Origin of the sequence: Paenibacillus sp. ClWae2A (assembly GCF_032452295.1) — a bacterium.
GTDB lineage: Bacteria > Bacillota > Bacilli > Paenibacillales > Paenibacillaceae > Paenibacillus.
On sequence record NZ_JAULSQ010000008.1, the window covers coordinates 240,309 to 260,292 of the forward strand.

The window sequence follows — 19,984 nt, forward strand, 5'->3', positions numbered from 1 at the left end:
TAATCTATCTTGAACTTGATTAATGGAACAATAGAAAATATGAACTGAACATGACCACCCATCTGGCGGGTGGTCATGTTTTTTTTGTTGACTGAGGGGATGTTGCAATAATGAGCGTGCCAATCCCAGTCTTGACTCACCATACAGAGTTAAGTACCTCATCTACTTCCTTGATCTGTGTGCCGATATCCAATGTACTTCAGGGGTTCAATGGATTGATTGGTGTGAATGCGATTTTATTGTCCCATTTACAAGAGTCGTTGACAAATGAAAGGGTTGTAATTATACTTCAGTTAAACGTTTACGTAAGACGTATATTTAAGAAATGGGGTGAGACTATTACTCCAACGATTAAGGATGTAGCCAAAGCGGCAAACGTATCCGTAGCCACAGTTTCGAGAGTGCTCCATAATTTAAATGGCTATTCTCATAAAACAAAGGTTAAAGTCCTTGAAGCTGTTGAAGAACTTGGATACCACCCTAACGCTATTGCTCGGGGACTCATCAATAAAAGGACACAAACCATTGGCGTTTTGTTTCCCAATGTGTCCAGTGGGTTCACGTCCGAGATTCTTTATGGTATTGAGGAAGCTGCCAATGAAAAGGATTACAGTGTAATCGTATGTAATACAGCAGCAGATGGAAAAAGGACCATGAAATATTTACAGGTTCTTCGGGAAAAACAGGTGGATGGTGTTGTATTCACAAGTGAGCTATTGAAAGATGAATACTATCATCAGTTGAAAAATATGAAGATGCCTGTTGTATTGGTTAACACACATTCTGCCAAATACTCAATCCCGTATGTGAAGGTCGATGATCGGCAAGCTTCTTATCAAGCAACTGCCTACTTAATTGAAAAAGGACATACTGACATTGCGATGATCGGTGGAACTCCTTGGGACACTGTAGCAGGTATTCCTCGCGTTGAGGGTTACCGACAAGCTCTTGCAGATCACGGGATTCCTTTTGAAGAAACTAAAATAGCTTACGGGAATTTCCATATGGAAAGTGGAAGATCAGCTATGGCGAAGCTATTGGAGGAAGCACCACCTTTCACAGCCCTTTTCGCAGCTAGTGATGAAATGGCGATTGGAGCTATGGGAATGGCTTTTGAAAAAGGGATAAAGGTTCCAGAAGAGCTTTCGATCATCGGTTACGACGACTTAAATTTAGCAAAAATCATTTACCCGCCTTTGACAACGATTCATCAACCATTGGCTGAAATGGGACGTATTGCTGTTGAAAAATTAATAACATTAATTGAAGAGCAGGGAGAGGTTCCTAGCAGTATCGTCAGCCATTCCATTGTGGAAAGACAAACCGTAAAATCTAAGACATAACTTTAACTGTGTAATAAGGCAAATGGTTACGCTCCGGTATGTAGATAACCGCTCTATAATATCGGAGGTAATTCTGCTATGGAGGTGAGAATCTTTTTTTTACAATATAGAGTAAACGTTTACGTAAAATCCAAGTGATTTACATTATTTTAAGTTTTAAAAGGATTCATTCGGTAGGGGAATTATGTTGAATCAAGGTATTTTAAGCACATTTAGAGAGATTAAGTCAACTTAAACGTTTAAGTAATTATCACAAAACGATGGACAGTAAGGAGTGGAAGTTTTGAAACAAAAATGGTGGCAGACTGCGGTCATATATCAGATTTATCCTCGAAGTTTTCAGGATAGCAATGGCGATGGCATTGGAGATTTGAGAGGCATTATCAACCGATTGGATTATTTGCAGGAATTGGGGATTACGGCTATATGGCTAAGTCCTGTTTATCAGTCTCCTAATGATGATAACGGATATGATATCAGCGACTACCAAGCTATTATGCCAGAGTTTGGCACAATGGAAGATATGGATGAGTTAATTGAGCAAGCAGGTCAGCGCGATATCAAAATTATTATGGATTTAGTTGTCAATCATACCTCAGATGAACATAAGTGGTTTATTGAATCTCGGAAGAGCAAGGATAATCCATACCGTGATTATTACATTTGGAGAGATCCGGTAAACAACGACGTCCCCAACTCCCTTCGTTCAACTTTTAGTGGAAGTGCATGGGAGTACGATGCGGAGAGCAATCAATATTATCTTCATCTCTTCAGTAAAAAACAGCCGGATCTTAACTGGGAGAACGAGAAAGTCAGACAAGAAGTATGGGACATGATGAACTTCTGGCTGGAAAAAGGGGTCGGCGGTTTCCGAATGGATGTTATCGATTTGGTGGGGAAAATCCCCGATCTGGGAGTAACCGGCAATGGGCCTAAGCTGCACGATTATTTGCAGGAAATGAACCGAGAAACCTTTGGAAAATACGATGTCTTAACCGTTGGAGAAACCTGGGGGGCTACACCTGAAATCGCCAAGCTGTACTCGGACCCCAAGCGCAACGAGTTGTCCATGGTCTTCCAATTTGAACATATTGGTTTGGATCAACAAGAAGGGAAGGAAAAGTGGGATCTTAAGCCACTGGATGTGAACGAATTAAAACAGGTTCTTAGTAAGTGGCAGGTTTCCTTAGGGAACGAAGGTTGGAATAGCCTGTTTTGGAACAATCATGACTGTCCACGGATTGTGTCGCGCTGGGGGAACGATTCCGCATATCGGGTCGAAAGTGCAAAAATGTTTGCCATCCTGCTTCATCTCATGAAAGGGACGCCTTACATTTATCAGGGGGAAGAGATCGGAATGACCAACTACCCTGTAACGGATATTAACGAGGTTCAGGATATTGAGAGCATTAACATGTATCATGAACGATTCGAAAGCGGATACAAACATGAAGAAATTATTGAATCTATCAATGCTAAGGGGCGGGATAACTCCAGAACTCCGATGCAATGGGATGATTCTGAACAGGCCGGTTTCACATCAGGAATACCGTGGTTGCACGTCAACCCTAATCATCGGGAAGTGAATGTGACAGCCAGTCTGGCAGACCCGAATTCGATCTTTTATTGTTATAAACAACTAATTCAGTTAAGGAAAGCTAATCCTATTCTCGTATGGGGAGATTATGAATTGGTAGATACACCAGCGCAAGTATTCATGTATCTAAGACATGATCAAGACCAAACATGGGCCGTAGTTGCGAATTTCGGTACAGAAAAGGCGACTTTAAATATGCCGAATTTTGGTCAAAGCCAGAACATAATCATCAGCAACTATGATCGGGAATCCGTTGATTTTGCCAATTTGTTATTACATCCTTACGAAGCTTTTGCTGTTGAAGTGTAAATTAATGATTAGAACCTTGTTGTAATACATCTTAGGGTTGGGGGTTGTATGGAATGAGAAAAATATTGATATCAGCGACTGCACTGTTCATGTCTGTAAGCGTTCTTATGGCGGGGTGTTCAACAAGTTCCAGTCCTGAAGGCGCAAATTCAACAGCGACAGCCGAAGAACTAACGCCATATGGGAAATATGCTGAAACCGTTACCTATACCGTCGGAAAATCTACACCAGGCATTCCTAAGCTGCCTGCAGGCCAAAGCTACGAAGACAATGCCTTTACACAGTATTTGAAAGAAACGCTGAATATTCAAAATGAAAATAAATTCGAGGCTCAGTCCGGAGATAACTATGATCAGAAAGTAGCAATGGCTGTAGCCTCAGACGATTTACCCGACATCATGGCAGTAGACGAGCAAACATTACGCCAATTGGTTGATAATGATATGATCGCTGACCTAACAGAAGTATATGAGTCGAGCACTTCGGATATCGTGAAAGAGAAATATGCTTCCTATGGGGGAAGAGTACTGGAAGCAGCCACGTTTGATGGGAAGCTGATGGCTATGCCATCAACCTCTAATGCCAATATTCCGACGATGTTATGGGTAAGAAAAGATTGGCTTGATAAGCTGGGTTTGTCCGAACCTAAGACGGTTGGAGATATGGAGAAGATCCTCACCGAGTTTGTACAACAAGATCCTGGCGGCAACGGAAAAGGGAAAACCGTAGGATTAGTGCTTGCAAAATCTATCGGTGGTTTATACGGCTCACTATTCCAGGCTGATAATATTTTTGCCACCTATCAATCCTTCCCTCGCCAATGGCTGGATAAAGATGGGGAAGTTGTATACGGGTCTACTACGGAGGAAACCAAACAGAGCTTAGGATTGCTTGCCGACTGGTACAAAAAAGGCTTGATTGATCGGCAAATGGCTGTGCGCGATAGCATTGAATCCGTAATCATCAGCGGCGAAGCAGGCGCTTTCTTCGGTCCTTGGTGGTCGGCAGATTATCCACTAAATGATGCCAAACGCCAAAATAATGATGCGGATTGGAGACCCTATATTATTTCTAAAGATGGCAGCGGAGAAGTAACGGCATACACCCAAAATCCAGCCGCTGAATTTTATGTGGTCAGAAAAGGGTTCGAGCATCCAGAACTGCTTCCGAAACTCACCAGCGCACTGAATGACAAGCTGGTAAATGAAGATCTGAACTATGAACCGGTTGTCGAATTTATTAAAGGTGGATTCGATGGCGGCAAACCGCTGGGAATTATGGTGAACTATAACGATGCAACCGCACAAATGTACAAGGATTTGAAGGCGACCGTTGATGGGGAGAAAGAATATGAAACGTTAACGCTGGATGACCGAACATCGTACGATAAAATCGTAGGTTACATGAAAGACCCGGAGAAAGCCGATGCCAATCAATGGAGTGGATACATGTCCAGAATGGTAGGAGCTAAATTAATGGCGGAAACAAAGGTGAATGATGTACACCCTGTATTCTTTGGTCAAACCAAGAGCATGAAGCTGAAATGGACGAACCTGGTTAAATTGGAGGATGAAGCCTTTCTTAAGATTGTGATGGGGGAGGAGCCATTGAGTTATTTTGATACTTTCGTCGATACTTGGAACAGAACCGGGGGAAGTGACATAACCAACGAAGTTACACAGGCCATCATGAATAAATAAATAGGGTTGAAGTGGGGACAAGTCAAGCTTTGTGCCCACTTCTAACATTTTTGAAAGAAGGTTATGGGAAAGTATGAGAAAAGGGAAAAAAGTGGTGGGACAGCTTGGGTATCATTTGATGATGGCGCCAGGTTTTATCTTTTTGATCATCTTTAGCTTTGTCCCGATGTTTGGCATCCTGATGGCGTTTCAAGATTATACTCCGGCGAAAGGGCTTTTCAGATCAGCTTGGGTGGGCTTGGAAAATTTCAAATATATGTTCGAGATTCCCGATAGCATGAAGATTCTAAGAAACACAGTGGTAATCGCTCTTGGGAAAATCATTTTTGGAACCATTGTACCTATCGTGTTTGCCTTATTATTAAACGAGATCCGACTAAAATGGGCGAAAAAAACGATGCAAACCATCGTGTATCTACCTAACTTTCTATCCTGGGCGGTTGTGGCTGCTGTTGTCATTAACGTATTCGACTACAACGGACCCGTCAATCAAATCGTACAATTATTCGGATTAGACCCTGTTCTTTTCTTGGCAAGCAATGATTGGTTTAGAGAAATTATCATTGGTACGGATGTATGGAAAGGATTCGGATATGGGGCTATTGTGTATCTCGCCGCTCTAACGGGCATTGATCCGGGGCTTTATGAAGCTTCGTCAATTGATGGGGCCAGCAGATTCAAACAACTGCTCCACATTACACTTCCAGGAATCTTGCCTACGATCATGCTTATTTCAGCTTTAAACTTAGGAAATATCCTTAACGCCGGTTTTGATCAAATTTTTGCCCTGTATAATCCGATTGTCTATGAAACCGGGGATGTTATTGATACCTATGTCTATCGTGTTGGTCTGCTTGGACAACAATATAGCTTTGCAACTGCAGTTGGTTTGCTTAAATCAGTGGTGTCTTTTACCTTGCTTATAGCCGCAAATCAATTATCCATTAAACTTGTGAAAATGCGGATTTTTTAAGGAAGGGAGAGCCCAATGAGATCAAAAACATTCGGAAGCCGCTTTGCGGATGCGTGTATATGGATTGTTTTATTATTATTGACCGCACTATGCTTTTTACCTCTGCTTAATATGGTGTCGATCTCCTTCAGTGATAAATCAGCTGCCCAAGCCAATCTGGTTGGTCTATGGCCTGTTAATTTTAATCTGAATGCCTATAAGCTTTTACTCGATGATACACAGTTTTGGCGTTCGTTTGTTATTTCTGTGGAGAGGGTAGTCCTTGGTACTGCTTTGAATTTATTGTTATCTGTCCTGATGGCCTATCCATTGTCCAAAAATAAGCATAGTTTTCATGCACGTAATATGTATATGAATAGTATGATATTTGCCATGCTTTTTTCTGGCGGAATGATTCCAATCTTCATGGTTATTAAAAGTTTAGGACTAATCGATTCGATATGGGCGCTTATATTGCCGGGGGCGGTACCGATCTTTAACGTCATCTTATTGATGAATTTTTTCAAAAGTATTCCGGATGCACTTGAAGAAGCTGCCGTTATGGACGGTGCATCCAAACTCAGAATTTTGTTTGGTATATTCCTTCCCATTTCATTGCCTGCATTGGCCACGATCGGTTTATTCTCAATGGTTGGTCATTGGAATGATTACTTTAGCGGTTTGCTGTATATGAATAGCTCGTCTAACTATCCACTTCAAACCTATATTCAGCAATTGACTGTTGATGTGACGAAGGTTACGGACCCTTCACAATTAAAATCGCTAGCGTCCGTTTCGAATAAAACGCTGAATGCAGCTAAAATTGTAGTTTCCATTATCCCTGTGTTGTTAATCTATCCATTCTTGCAGAGATACTTTGTTTCTGGATTGGTTATCGGATCAGTGAAAGAATAAGGAACGAAATCCGAAGAGGGCAGGTTTAATCGGCCTCCTTCTTCTAATTATGAAATTATGAATGCGCTTCCATTTTTTTGACATACGAATTCAGGAAGGATGATTTTCTTGAGAAAAAATCGACTTAAAGTCCCTCGAATGATTTTATTAATAGGAGTTATACTTTTTAGCCAGATTGCTTTACATCCGAATGTAAGTGAAGCAGCAAGTACGGGGAAGCTGTTGTATGATGTAACGACAGATAAGGCAATGTATGATCCTGGATCGAAGGTCGAGCTCCGCATTGATCTGAAAAACAAATTAGGACGGAATATTGTTGGAGGTTCGGTAGAGATTAAAGCAAAGTATTTACAGGAGCAGGTCGGTGAAACCATAACGAAGGCATTAAATTTGAATAACAATACAGATCTGATGATGATGGCCAACTGGATTGCCCCGGAGTCCGATTTTAAAGGATATCTGATTGAAGTGCACGTGAAAGACGCTGCCGGAGTGATTGTTGACTCGGACACGGTCGGCGTTGACGTATCTTCTACGTGGACTAAATTCCCTCGTTACGGGTATGTTTGGGACTTCAATCCAAATACCAATACCACGGAAAGAATCGACAAGCTTAAAAACTATCATATCAATGTTTTACAATATTATGATTGGAAGTACCGACATCACAAGCCTGTTTCACCGAACATGGTTCAGTGGGACGACTGGTCAGGTCGGGTGATTTACGGAGATACAGTTAGAAGTTACATCTCGCAGGCAAAAGCAATGGGGATGTCGAATATGGCTTACAATATGATCTATGCTGCGACATCTGGTTATGACCTAGATGGAGTTGAGCGGGATTGGGCCCTCTATTATGCAGATGATAACCCGAATGGGAAGGGGAATTTCAGTTTTAAAATGTCGGATTCCACATCGACGGGTATAACAGATCTCTATTTTTTTAATCCGAGAGATCCAGGGTGGCAGAACTATATTTTTGGCGAAATGAATAAGGTGTTTCAGACCTTTGATTTTGACGGATGGCATGGTGATACTGTGGGTGAATGGGGGAAAATGAGAACCGCTGACAACCAGACCCTATATGTAAAAGACACGTACACGGAATTTTTAAACAATGCCAAACAAGCGATAGGTGACAAGAAACTTGTCTTTAACCCGGTCGGCGCACAAGGAATTGAAAACGTTAACAAATCCAATGTGGATGCACTTTATGCTGAGATTTGGCCATGGGACCGAGATAGTGACGGCATGCTGTATGACACCTATTACTCTCTAAAAAAAGAAATTGAACAGTCTCGTAGAGAGAGTGGAGGGAAATCACTTGTTGTTCCCGCTTATATGAGCTACGACTACGGTGAGCAGAACCCAGGCAGTCCGTTTAATACAGCGGCCGTCATGTTGACAGGTGCCAGTGTGTATGCTGCTGGCGGTGCACGGATGGAGCTTGGTGATAACGGCAATATGCTAAGCAACGAATATTTTCCCGATCAGAACTTGTACATGACAGAAGAATTGCAGCATCGCATAAGCAAGTTGTATGACTTCATTGTAGCTTACGAAAACCTGCTTCGCGATGGTCAAACAGAGACAACGAATCGCATTGAGTTTCCGGCATATGCCAGCAGTGCTTATGGAGATGCCAACAAAATTTGGGCTTATGGCAAGAAAGATAGCCAATATGAGATCGTTCAAATGATCAATTTGCTCGGAGTAAGCAAGAAGGATTGGAGAGCCAATGACGGACAAAAGGAAACACCGCAGCACATCTCCAACTTCGAAATGAAGTATTACTACTCGAATGAAGTAAACAGCGTATGGCTGGCTTCGCCGGATGCCAATGATGGACGATCGAAACCGTTGGCCTTTACGAAGGGGAAAGATAGAAATGGAAAATATTTAAAAGTTACTGTCCCTTCCTTGGAGTATTGGAATATGATTTATATGAGTGTTGAAGATTCGGGCTGTGAGACAGATCCGTCAATGAAGGAGTACGTGGTTAACGGTAATTTTGAGAATGGACAACAGGGATGGACATATACTGGAACAGCTGATCATGGCGTAGATTCTAATGATGCCTATGAAGGAAGTAAGTATTGGATTTATGGTTCTGAGCCGTATACTGCCAGCGTATTGCAAACGGTCTCTGGTCTGAACCCGGGCACCTACACCGTTAGCGCCAAGGTAAAGCAGAATACCGGTAACCCCTCAAGCAGTCGCATGCAATTAACGGGTTATGGGGGAAAGCCAGTTTATGTATCTATCCCTCATGGAGAGGAATATACAACCATTTCTAAAACCGTAAAAGTGACGAATGGCAGCCTGAAGATTACATTCTCCCAAACAGCGTCAGGGGATACAAATTTGCAAATTGACAGCGTGGTAGTAGAATTGAAAGACCAATAGTATTCTTTGAACGAAGAGATTGCAGACAAACAAATACTTAAAGTTGGGAGGAGAACATTACGTTCATCCGCCCAACTTTTTATTATATAAATGATGAGATGGAGTGTTATTCGTTGAGACTCTTCATACCGTACAGTCTGTATACATACAACGCTTCGAATATTTTCTTCCGGCTGTCCTCACTCATATCCCGCTTCAATAGATCCAAATTCATATCGATCACATTGTGCGCGAGAATGTTCAGTAAGATTAAATTCTCCTCGGTACCAATCTCATACCGTTTATATTGGTTCTTGAGATAGGCCTTCTTGGTTTCGATCATCAGCTCAACAAGCTCATTCTTGGCGTTGGTGTAGATGGTGCCTTTATTTTTTTCGAAGATAATGACGATCTGATTCCGGTATTTACGTAATACGTCCACCTGTTCCTGCAACAACGCCGACTTTCGCTCGTTATCCTTTTCCTCTAACAAGGTCTGGTTATCAAAGTGAATCGTCTCCACCAACACATTCTTTAAATAATCCACCAGATCCGGCGGCACGACGGCGTAGAATAGTTCTTTCTTGTTCTTGAAATAAGTATAGATATTGCCCACAGAAATATTGATCTCATCCGCGATATCGCTCATTTTGGCATCCACATAGCCCTTATCAAAAAAGACCTTGAGTGCCGCGTATTCAATCTCTTTCCTGACTTCGTCTTTCTTGGCTTGCACCATCGGAAACGACTCCTTAATAGTGAATGAATGATTCGTTATTAGGGTGGATTTGTTTTGGGGATTTGTCAAAGGGGGAGAGGAATATTAAGTGCACTATTTAGAGCGTTCTCTATGCCGAGCATATGTTATGATATGGCGTGATAAGGTTTTCCTACTCAATTTATTGGAGGTGAAAAGAATGAAAGAGAACTTTACCCAAAAGGATATGTTGGACCATGTAGGTAAACTTCAAGACAGAGAAAGGCAAAAAATAACTTCAATGGGATTAAGCAATTGGGTGCTTTTTGTAACAATCGGAACTCTTGGTTATTTTTTGTTTCCTGGAATTAATTTAATAAGGGCGAATCTTTCGTATACTATACTTAGTTATGTTCTTTTCTTGAATTTAGCTGTTGCTATATTCGATATTTTCAATGGTCGGTTTAGACAAAATAAGATTGGGGTTTATAGGAAGTTGTCTGAAAAAAGAACTATAGTCAATAGCCAAATAATTCTCAGAGATTTTGAGCTTATTTTAGTAGTAATTAGTTTCGTATTAAATTTTGTTGTTTTATTTTGGTATCCAATTTATTTATTTGTAATAATACCATTTATACATAGATATTTTTGGAATTTATTCGGGATAATGTACACTTCATATGAATGGTTGCCTAAAGCTATAAATAGGTTGGTAAAATATTTTCGTGAGAAAGCTTCTATTACAGAGGAAGAAGCAGAACTTATGAGAGTCGATCGTGAAAATTCACAATCAGTAAAAGTCAAAACAAAAGAAAATTTAAAAAAAATTCTATTATTGATTTTAGCAATAGTTCCTTTTATGTACAGGTTCTTAACGGATAATCTTACAGATCTTGATCTTAAGCTGAATTTGTATGGATTTATTTTAGTGTTGATTACTTTTATGATTCAATTTTTATTCGTAATATTCTCAAAGAGAATGAAAATAGGGTGGCTTGAATCCTTTGAAAGGGAAATCATACAAAATAATTTACCAGCCTCAACAATAAGATCAAGGTTAACAAAAGAATATTATAGCTTGAGTAATATTGATGACTATTTTTAGGGTTTATGGAGAAGTGAGAGAGAGGTTTTCCTTGTGAATCATTTTACAAAAGATTTAGTTCAAGCTCTAGTTACCAAACACCTTACTTGTTACATTTAACTCCGAATATCGCCTATCAAGTACGTGTGACGGATCGAGCAGAGAGTTGTAAAGGCTTCAGATCCGTGTACCATTATGAAAAAGAAAAAGTAGGTAGCCTCCCTAGACAACTACTTTGACAAGTGGAAATCCCCCTATTCCAAAGTAGTTCAATTCCTAAGAGAAATCTTATATAGAGGTAGTGATAATATTTGACTATGACTTTTTTGTTGATTATATCCATATTGAGCTCTTTAATTATGATTTCTAACATTAAGCATTCAATTAAATTTTTAATTACGGAAAAAAGATTTTACGAAGTTCCTATGATTTTTATTCAGTTGTTAATCCCTATATTTGCTCCTACACTCGTTTTGAGTATTTATCCATTGGAAGGTAATACTAATTTAGTGAAATTAATATGGGTAAGTATTATTGTTATAGGTGTGAATTTAAAACTGACTGATTTTTCATGGCGTTTGAATTCATTAGTGACAGGTCGAAGGTCAAATTTTGTTAAGGAATCACTTCCATTCGATTCTAACAAATTTATTGATAGTCAGAAGAAAAACATAATAAAAGAAGTCTGTTTAATTGAAAATGAGGAAATTATTTATTTAGTAGACGAAAAGGAAAAAGATATTAATGCGTGGGTATCTTCAGAAGGTGGGTCTCATTCAATCACTTTCACTATGGGAAGTCTAGAATTAGATAATGAAGAGTTCAGAGCATTAGTTGCACATGAATTCATTCATATAAAGAGAAGGGATGCAACACAAAAAGCGAAATTTAGAAGAATAACCTTGAATATAATAATGGTATTGGTATTTTTGATGATCCTTCTAATATACGAAATTTTATATAAATATTTTCCTTCTATAAGTGTATACTTACTTCTAATTATCCCGTTAATTCTATTTTATGGAGTTTCATTGTTTATATTTGTTAATATTGATAATAGACGTTTTTGGTATCAGATTGATGAGTTGTACGCTGACAGATTCTCTTGCGAAATTGAGAATGTTAAGAGGGATTCTGTTTTAAGTTTATTAAGAAAATTAAAAAAACAAGAACAGAAGAAGTTTGATGAATATTACTGGTCAGAAAAAATGTATTATAGGTACTTTATCTTAACAGATCATCCTTGTGTTGACAGAAGAATTCATTTAGTTGAAAAACGTCAAAAATGGGGTTTAAAAGATTATATAAGTCATCTATGGATTATAACCAAGTGGTTCTTTACGGGAAAAGGTTGGAATGGTATGTGAAAGACATTATAGGAGTTGTTGAAGGCTAATGAATAAAAAATTGATTAAATTAGTTGATGAAATATCTTGTGATATATGGAAAAAACTTCATGATGGATACAAAACTAAACAACCAAGAAATGAAACATCAATCACAGATTTTATATGGGAAAAATTACTTAAAAATATTGAGAACTCTATTGCAGCTCAACGTACAGATAAAGGGGAAGATAAAACTGGAGCAGATTTAGAATGGTGGATATGGGATAATTCTATGAAACGAGGGATAGCCCTAAGAATCCAGGCAAAGAAAATTGATACAAAAGGAAAGTCTTACCCTTGTTTAGATCATAAAGTTAACAATATTCCTCAAATTGATTTATTACTAAAATCTTCAGAATTAGATAAAGTAGTTCCGTTGTATTGTTTTTATAATTATATAGATAGTGATGAGATTCAACAGAATAATGGCTGGGAGTATGCTTTTGCTCATAATATATTTGAAGTGAAGGAGGCAGAAGGTTTAAAGAAAATTACTAAAAGAGCGGTAATAAAAGATTATCTTAGTCCTATGAGAGCCTTATTTTCTAAAGATTATAATCCAGTTGACAGTGTTGTTAAAGGTTATATAAATGTGAATCCCAACTTAGATATCAACGATGTATATAAAACGTCCCTACCTCCTTATATTGAAACTATGATTAATTCCAGGGATTTAAATTTAATGAAAAAATTCAAATTGCGAAAAGGGCAAGTCGGCGTACCCTCTTATACTATAAACAATGATGATTCTTTTATTAAGAGATTAACAGAAAGAGCAAAGGAAATTAAATCTAAAACCTTATCTTATCTAAACAAAAATTATTATAGTAGAAACACAGTAAAAGTAGTTGAATTTCCTTATAATCTTTCCCCAAATGTAAATTTGTTAGTTTATACTGAGATTGACTAAATGAATTGTTTTTTCTTAAATACAGTTTCAAATATCCCTGATCTCAATAATCTCACGTATATCATCAATATCCAACGCTTCTGCAATCCGCTCAATATGAGCAAAGTTGATATTTTCACGTTTCCCAGACTGCAACTCACTTAACGCAGCGTGTCGGATATCAGACAATCTTGCCAGTTCGCGCAGTGAGATATTATGTTTTTCTGTGAGTTTATGAATATTAACAACGACTTTCTTTGCCATGCTAAATCACTCCTAAATATTCCATATGGTCTTGACGTTACGCATGAGCGTACCATATACTTTTTGTATATCTGGTACTCTTATGCGTACCAATTTTAGGAGTGGTGACATGACAAGTACCAACAGCGAAGATCTTGCTTCGCAGTACACACAACTGGTCCAACAGGAAGACGATTACGTTGATCAACTCGTTACATGCAACAAACTCATATTGGACGCCATGGACATTATCGCCAAGCGAGCAGGGGTGCTGCATATGGACACGGTGAAACAGGCAGCATATCACTTACATGCCATGGAGCAGGATCTGAATCGAAAGTTATTTAAAGTCCGACTGGAGAAGAGCATCTTGGCAAATCAAATGAGCCAGTCTACATAAAATCACCTTAATTAAAGGACAGTACAGGATCACACAAGATGATCTTGAACTGTCTTTTTGCCTTCCCGTCCAAACGTTTTCCCCTTCCAATTAAGCATTGACTTTCCCTGCAATTCCCCCTACACTTCAATTATTAAAATACTTTTAAAAACATTCATTGAATGGTTCGAAATGAACGAAAGGAGGCATACAACTAACTATGCTACCTACATCACACAATACCCAACAGGTGAAGCGCATTAACGTTGAATTGGTGAAGAACACGCTTCGATCCATGGGCGTAGGTACGAAGGCTTCCATCGCGAACCTGACTAAACTCAGTGTGGCGACATGCGGCACGATCCTTAACGAATTACTCCAAACTGGTGAGATTATCGATCTTGGTGTGGATGAATCGAGCGGTGGAAGACCGGCGAGTCGGTATCAGTTTAATGCGGACTACGCAAGTGTACTGTGCCTGATTATTCGAACAGAGGGCGGCATTCACTCGATCACACATACATATGCCAATTTGAACGGCGAGATGGCGGACGAACAGACACTCTTTTTGGATGAGATTAATGTCACGGTGGTAGAGGATCTGATTGCAAATCTGATCGAACAACACCACAATGTGCAGGCGATTGGTATCGGGATACCTGGTGTGGCACACAACGGTGTTATAGGGATTTGCGATGTACCGGAGCTGATGTATCAGCCGCTTGGGCCAAGGCTTAAGGAACAATATGAAGATGTGGAAGTGGTCATTGGCAACGACATGAACCTGACGGTCTACGGACTTTACAACCAGCAGCAGTTTGAGGAAGAGAAGAACTTCGCTGTGGTGACGTTTCCGGAAAACCATTTTCCGGGTGCAGGATTTATCATTGATGGTCGTCCGCTGACCGGGAATACGCAATTTGGGGGCGAGGTGTCCTTTTTACCCTTTGGCGTGTCACGGGAAGAGCAGTTGGGAATGTTGAAAACGGTGGAAGGGTTGCAGGAACTGGTCGTACAGACGCTTGTATCCATCATCGCGATCATTAACCCGGCTACGATTGTGGTTACAGGGGATACGATGGACCCGGCTATGCGGGATGGCCTGACGCAAGGTTGTCTGGATCGTATGATTCCACTGGAGCACATGCCGGAGTTGATCATCCAAAGAGACACTCGTCGCGAATATGTCACGGGGCTGGTCGCGGTGACGCTGGAGAGCCTGATCTACCGCATTCAGGTGGTTGAGAAGCAATGGTAAAGGAACTGAACGTTGATCAGAAGGATGATCTTTCATCTGATCGAATAAAATTGTAGTAATCCTTTTATATAAGATGAACTATTTCATTAAACAGGTAACGGAGAGGACAGAAAAAACCTGAAAAAGCGAAGCGGTCGCCTTTATCACCGGATTTTCCCTTTGGAGAAGGGAATTCAAAAAAATCTGGGGATAACAGCGATTGGAAGGTTATTCTGTCATTGGAGTGTCCAGTTTATGACCCTTGTTTCAACTTATATAGACACAATGGAGGAACTTATTTTGAATCAGCAAGCAGGCACGCAAGGCAACAAACGAAAGTTCAACAAGCTGTACGCCATGCAACTGGCAACGATCTTTCTGGGATTTATCGTATTTGGCATCTCGGAAAATATTAAGGGACCAGCCATCCCGCGCATTCAATTCGACTTCAATCTGGATGAGAAACAGCTCGGGACTTTATTGTCCCTGAACGCACTGGGGTACCTGATCGCCTGCTCCTTTACGGCTATTCTGGTTCGCAAATGGGGCATCAAGGCGGTTAGCATTATTTCGTTTGCCTCGATGATTCTGTCAGGTGTGTTCATTTACATGTCTCATAACTATCCGCTCTTTGCTTCATCGTACTTCTTCATGTACATCGGTAATGGCATGCTGGAGATTGCCTTGGCGATTCTGGGTGCGCGGATCTTTGTGAAAAACACAGGGACGATGATGAACCTGTCCCATTTCTTTTATGGGTTAAGTTCCACGGTGGCGCCTTTGCTGGCGACAGGGGTGATGTCGTTGAGCGTGTTCGGACACGTACTGGATTGGCGCGGCATGTACCTGGTGATGTTGTCGCTCTGTCTGCTGCCAATCATTGCGGCGCTGCGCAGCAAATTCCCGGGGGACGATCTTCCACATGAAGATCGGACTTCACTGAAGACGTTAACACGTGATCCTGCTCTTTGGCTGATGGTGCTCATTCTTTCTTTTGGCGTGGTATCGGAGCTGGCGGTTGGGGGTTGGCTGGTTAATTTCCTGGAAAAAGCCTATACGTGGGACACGGTCAAAGCCTCCGGGTTATTATCTGCGTTCTTCCTCACGTTCTCGCTGGGACGCCTGCTGCTTGGACCATTGACGGACCGGATCGGATTTGTATTGTCACTGATTCTATTCTCGGCTTTCTCGGGAGTATGTACGTTCGTGGCGCTTGCAGGGGGAGAGCGTCTTGCGGTTTTCTTTGCAATATCTGGCGCGGGAATAGCGATGATCTATCCGACCGTTATGGCGTTTATCGCACGCAGATATCCAAACGGCAGTGACACCGCGATTACATTCACGGTTACCTTGATGGGGGTTGGTAGTGTCATTGGTAACTATGTGATTGGCTGGGTGATTGAGGGCGTGAAGAATCTGTACGGTTCAACGACTCAGTTGGGGCTGTTGCGCGGGCTTCAAGCGGGATATGGATTCATCGGTCTATGTGCGGTGATCTGTGCGGCATCTGGCGTAGTGTTGTATGTTTATTTGAAAAGAAGGCAGGAACTGATTTAGATTTTTCTTTCTCAATTTCATATTATTATACTGGTGATCCATACCTATTTCTTGACTTTGGATGAATCACCATTTTTTTTTTTGCTAACAGCGCAGTTTGAAATTTATAAAAATAATCCATAAGTTGCGTATACTGCAATTCCAAGACAAGCCACTCCACCAACGCGAACAGAAAGTTTGTATAGTGCAGAGGGTTCGGATGTATCCGAGGATTTCCACTTCTCAGTTATCATCCACAAAATAGATGGTGCACTCAACATCAGTAAGCCAACAAGACCGAAAATAATGGCAATGGTTACAATCATTTGCAAACTCCTCTCGTCGTTCTTGATAACAATAAATGAGTGGATATACACTTTTTATTGTACCACACAAAAAAAGGAAGAGGGAATACCCTCTTTCTTTAGCCTGTTATTGAATATGAGCTGGGAAACTTGGGTTCACAACATAGTATGTCAATTTTGCAGATTTGTCGTGATTATAGAAGGTATATGAAGAAACAAAAGATCTTGTTTGTGAACTTACACCAGTTAGGAAATCAACTGCTTTTGAGCCACTTGCGTAACTGTCTGCATAAGTTGTATTGGTCTTGTCAGTTGTTTTTGAATAAGGAGTACCATTGTTATAACCAGCAAGCGTGTGACTGGATGCAACGGTAAACATATTACTGATCCACCCTAAGCTTTGATATGAATCACTTTGACCTGATTTTTTTACATAAGTAAAACATACGGTAGACAAGCTTCTGTGAGTGACAACATAGCTATTATTTGTAACATTGTCATTGCTACTAAACAGAAGTTCATATGGTAGCCACTGAACTATGGGGATAGCACCGACTGCTTTTTGAGCATACATAGAAGCAATATTGCTAATATTTTTTACTAAAATTTGTTTGTTTGTATATAGTGTGCTTCCATTTGCTCCTACAGCTAGGTTACTGTTACCGTTAAGACCCTGTGCATAAAGATCTTGTAGGCTGTAGGTTGTTCCACTTCGTGTGATTGAATAATTAATTTCATACCACTTGATAGCGCTTGTTGTAGGTGGTACAGACACTTGTGGTGAAACCGAATTTGGGTCACTAAAGCGTTGGTTAACTTCTTCATTGGTTAAGGTGCTTACTCCTAGATCTCTAAGTTCCCGCTCAAGTTTCAACTCGATTGGATCTTGAGAACCAATTAGATTAAAACTATTTAATACATTTTCAGTTTGTTGTCCTTCAGCTTCATTTAAAAGTTTATTGGCACGATGCTCATTTAATTTTCCCATTATTTCAATGATTTTTTGTTTTGTTAATTCAACTTGTGCATTGTTCTGTTCATCAGTAAGCGATGTATTCTCAGCAGCAAATGAGACGGATGAAAAGGAAACCGTTAGAATCAAACTTAGTAGAACGCTTGCAATTCTTTTTTTCATATTTAATTCAGTCCTCCCGTTGTATGAATCAGATTAATTTACTTGCATAAATTGGTTTCAGTTTTTGAAGATTTAGAAATCTTCTTAATTTTTTTACGTATATGTAACTAAACTTTCTTGATAGCACGCTCCCTCCTGGAAATATCATACATTCAATTATTTCAGAGTAAACCATCATGCACTTTGTAACTATTAACTGGATTAAACGTGCATCAACATGTTGTTTTACGAACAATAAAATGCTCTGGTAGTTAATTGAATGTAGATTCCATGTAGAATCAATTATTTCACATCTTACAAGGGGATATTATAATATTTGTGAAATAATGTCAATAATAAAAAGTATATGGGAATCTAAAATCTTGAAACGAACTTTGTTAAATTTTATTTGATTATTTCAAATTCAAACAGTAATCGTTGTAAAGCCCCATTGATCCTTACGATCGGCGGGGCTTTACATCTATGCTCACAAGTTTATGATTAACAAACGTAGTTTCAAACTATCCATCTTTATTATATCCGTACTTCAACTCGCTCCTATGACTTGTTTAAAGCCGCTCTTCTTTTCCAACGTTTCAACAGCACGTACAATCCAAAAGCACCTAAGAAAACCACCGCTGCCGGAACGATATAAGGTTTAACAATCTCGTCCACGTGCTCCCATTGAGAGCCTAATTTGAAGCCTAAGTAGATGTACAATGAGGTGATCGGAAGCATGGCCAAGAATGTAAAGATACTGAATTTAAACACATTCATCTTCGCCATTCCACATGGGATCGAGATCACGGTCCGAATACCGGGTACAAAACGTCCATAGAATGCTACCCCGCTGCCATATTTCTCGAAGAACTTATCGGAAGCGTCCAGATGGTGGGGGCGAATCAAGAAATACTTGCCGTATTTTTCGACCATCGGCCTGCCGCCATATCGTCCCAGGGCATACAACGTCAGAGGTCCAAACGTTCCGCCTACGGTACCAGCGAGTATAGCCAGCCAAAGCTTCATATCCCCAAGATACACCCAATATCCCGCCATGGGCAGTACGAGTTCAGCCGGTACGAATTCAAACGACAAGGCAATAACGAGACCTGCGTATGACAAATCTTTAAAAAAGAGTATAAATTGCGTGATCCATTCTGTCATGCTTTCCCTCCATGAATCTATCTTTTTTATATATAAAAGAAACACTCCTGTACAAAGAGTAACAATAGCGAATAGAGCTTGTCAAAGTTCAGAGGAAAGGCCTTTTCAGGTCACACTGCGGCAATATGTTTACCCGTACATAAGGTAGATATGGATTCATTGACACTTCATATAGAACTGAATACCGAAGCAATGATATAATCCTCTGAAAATGCTTCCAAATATAGTGTGATAAAACTATCACTAGCTTCTTCACCATCCTGCACATAAAGAGAAGGAGATCAGAACATGACCGAAACTTCGATTATCGACCAGATCCATATTATTGAATACGACCCCTCTTACGCTGCTGTGCGCAAGACCGTGGAGGCCGGATGGCCGACGGGAGTGTGGTTTTGATTTCTTTGACTACACGTGGAAAAAGGGAGATGTCTCCCTGCGGGCTGAATTTGAAAAGTCGGGTCGCGGGCTGACTGCCCTCGAAACACCGGATTACGAAATCTCTACAGAGGTCGATGATCATGATCTGGTTTTCGGTTCCAGCTATAAGGTTCGCTATCGCATTAAGAACACTTCTGCGTCCGAACTGGCAGTCGAGATCAAGGCACATTATACAAGGGTAAGCTACCGAGGGACTATAGCTCCATAAAACAGGGGCAGTCTGGACTTCATCTTTTTCGTCTAAGGCTTACAGCTGTTTTTCATTGTTGGGGATGATCTGACTGGGAACCCTCGTTTCGACCAAAC

General features: G+C 40.3%; 18 protein-coding genes. 13 read left to right on the forward strand and 5 right to left on the reverse strand.

Features of this window, described 5'->3' with window-relative positions; genetic code table 11:
- Positions 1–110 precede the first annotated feature (110 nt).
- The 6 genes from QVE09_RS22270 to QVE09_RS22295 all read left to right on the forward strand — a co-directional run bounded on the left by QVE09_RS22270 (position 111) and on the right by QVE09_RS22295 (position 9,222).
- On the forward strand, positions 111–1,343 hold the full coding sequence (locus tag QVE09_RS22270; RefSeq protein ID WP_315938552.1) for a LacI family DNA-binding transcriptional regulator: 1,233 nt from the start codon (positions 111–113) through the stop codon (positions 1,341–1,343).
- Between the two features lie 283 nt (positions 1,344–1,626).
- Positions 1,627–3,249, forward strand: coding sequence for a glycoside hydrolase family 13 protein (locus QVE09_RS22275; protein WP_315938553.1), 1,623 nt, complete (start codon positions 1,627–1,629; stop codon positions 3,247–3,249).
- A gap of 53 nt (positions 3,250–3,302) precedes the next feature.
- A complete protein-coding gene (locus tag QVE09_RS22280) occupies positions 3,303–4,949 on the forward strand; it encodes a type 2 periplasmic-binding domain-containing protein (protein ID WP_315938554.1) in 1,647 nt (548 codons plus the stop codon).
- 73 nt (positions 4,950–5,022) lie between these two features.
- Positions 5,023–5,922, forward strand: coding sequence for an ABC transporter permease (locus QVE09_RS22285; protein ID WP_090996769.1), 900 nt, complete (start codon positions 5,023–5,025; stop codon positions 5,920–5,922).
- Positions 5,923–5,937: 15 nt separating this feature from the next.
- Positions 5,938–6,816: a carbohydrate ABC transporter permease gene (locus QVE09_RS22290; RefSeq protein ID WP_017686990.1), complete on the forward strand. Its 879-nt coding sequence runs from the start codon at positions 5,938–5,940 to the stop codon at positions 6,814–6,816.
- 108 nt (positions 6,817–6,924) lie between these two features.
- A complete protein-coding gene (locus QVE09_RS22295; protein ID WP_315938555.1) occupies positions 6,925–9,222 on the forward strand; it encodes a glycoside hydrolase family 66 protein in 2,298 nt (765 codons plus the stop codon).
- A 106-nt stretch (positions 9,223–9,328) separates the two neighbouring features.
- Here QVE09_RS22295 and QVE09_RS22300 read toward each other — a convergent pair whose 3' ends face one another.
- Positions 9,329–9,940, reverse strand: a complete 612-nt coding sequence (locus QVE09_RS22300; protein ID WP_315938556.1) for a TetR/AcrR family transcriptional regulator — start codon at positions 9,938–9,940, stop codon at positions 9,329–9,331.
- 178 nt (positions 9,941–10,118) lie between these two features.
- Here QVE09_RS22300 and QVE09_RS22305 point away from each other — a divergent pair, with 178 nt between their 5' ends.
- The 3 genes from QVE09_RS22305 to QVE09_RS22315 all read left to right on the forward strand — a co-directional run bounded on the left by QVE09_RS22305 (position 10,119) and on the right by QVE09_RS22315 (position 13,280).
- Complete coding sequence (locus tag QVE09_RS22305; RefSeq protein ID WP_315938557.1) at positions 10,119–11,003, forward strand: hypothetical protein; 885 nt, start codon at positions 10,119–10,121, stop codon at positions 11,001–11,003.
- A gap of 338 nt (positions 11,004–11,341) precedes the next feature.
- On the forward strand, positions 11,342–12,349 hold the full coding sequence (locus QVE09_RS22310; protein ID WP_315938558.1) for a M48 family metallopeptidase: 1,008 nt from the start codon (positions 11,342–11,344) through the stop codon (positions 12,347–12,349).
- Between the two features lie 28 nt (positions 12,350–12,377).
- Positions 12,378–13,280, forward strand: a complete 903-nt coding sequence (locus QVE09_RS22315) for a DUF6615 family protein (protein ID WP_315938559.1) — start codon at positions 12,378–12,380, stop codon at positions 13,278–13,280.
- A gap of 27 nt (positions 13,281–13,307) precedes the next feature.
- Here the strand turns inward: QVE09_RS22315 and QVE09_RS22320 are convergent, their stop codons facing one another.
- Complete coding sequence (locus tag QVE09_RS22320; protein ID WP_074096084.1) at positions 13,308–13,523, reverse strand: helix-turn-helix domain-containing protein; 216 nt, start codon at positions 13,521–13,523, stop codon at positions 13,308–13,310.
- 109 nt (positions 13,524–13,632) lie between these two features.
- Here QVE09_RS22320 and QVE09_RS22325 point away from each other — a divergent pair, with 109 nt between their 5' ends.
- The 3 genes from QVE09_RS22325 (at position 13,633) to QVE09_RS22335 (ending at position 16,675) form a co-directional block, all read left to right on the forward strand.
- Positions 13,633–13,902, forward strand: coding sequence for a hypothetical protein (locus QVE09_RS22325; RefSeq protein WP_315938560.1), 270 nt, complete (start codon positions 13,633–13,635; stop codon positions 13,900–13,902).
- 199 nt (positions 13,903–14,101) lie between these two features.
- Positions 14,102–15,139 carry an ROK family protein gene (locus QVE09_RS22330; RefSeq protein ID WP_315938561.1) on the forward strand — a complete coding sequence of 346 codons (1,038 nt, stop codon included), beginning with the start codon at positions 14,102–14,104 and terminating at the stop codon, positions 15,137–15,139.
- Between the two features lie 336 nt (positions 15,140–15,475).
- Complete coding sequence (locus QVE09_RS22335) at positions 15,476–16,675, forward strand: MFS transporter (protein ID WP_315938593.1); 1,200 nt, start codon at positions 15,476–15,478, stop codon at positions 16,673–16,675.
- Between the two features lie 104 nt (positions 16,676–16,779).
- Here the strand turns inward: QVE09_RS22335 and QVE09_RS22340 are convergent, their stop codons facing one another.
- The 3 genes from QVE09_RS22340 to QVE09_RS22350 all read right to left on the reverse strand — a co-directional run bounded on the left by QVE09_RS22340 (position 16,780) and on the right by QVE09_RS22350 (position 19,237).
- Positions 16,780–16,980, reverse strand: a complete 201-nt coding sequence (locus tag QVE09_RS22340) for a DUF6199 family natural product biosynthesis protein (protein ID WP_315938562.1) — start codon at positions 16,978–16,980, stop codon at positions 16,780–16,782.
- A gap of 106 nt (positions 16,981–17,086) precedes the next feature.
- Positions 17,087–18,094: a hypothetical protein gene (locus QVE09_RS22345; RefSeq protein ID WP_315938563.1), complete on the reverse strand. Its 1,008-nt coding sequence runs from the start codon at positions 18,092–18,094 to the stop codon at positions 17,087–17,089.
- A gap of 537 nt (positions 18,095–18,631) precedes the next feature.
- Complete coding sequence (locus tag QVE09_RS22350) at positions 18,632–19,237, reverse strand: DedA family protein (protein WP_315938564.1); 606 nt, start codon at positions 19,235–19,237, stop codon at positions 18,632–18,634.
- Between the two features lie 325 nt (positions 19,238–19,562).
- Here QVE09_RS22350 and QVE09_RS22355 point away from each other — a divergent pair, with 325 nt between their 5' ends.
- Positions 19,563–19,886, forward strand: a complete 324-nt coding sequence (locus QVE09_RS22355) for a hypothetical protein (protein WP_315938565.1) — start codon at positions 19,563–19,565, stop codon at positions 19,884–19,886.
- Positions 19,887–19,984 lie beyond the last annotated feature (98 nt).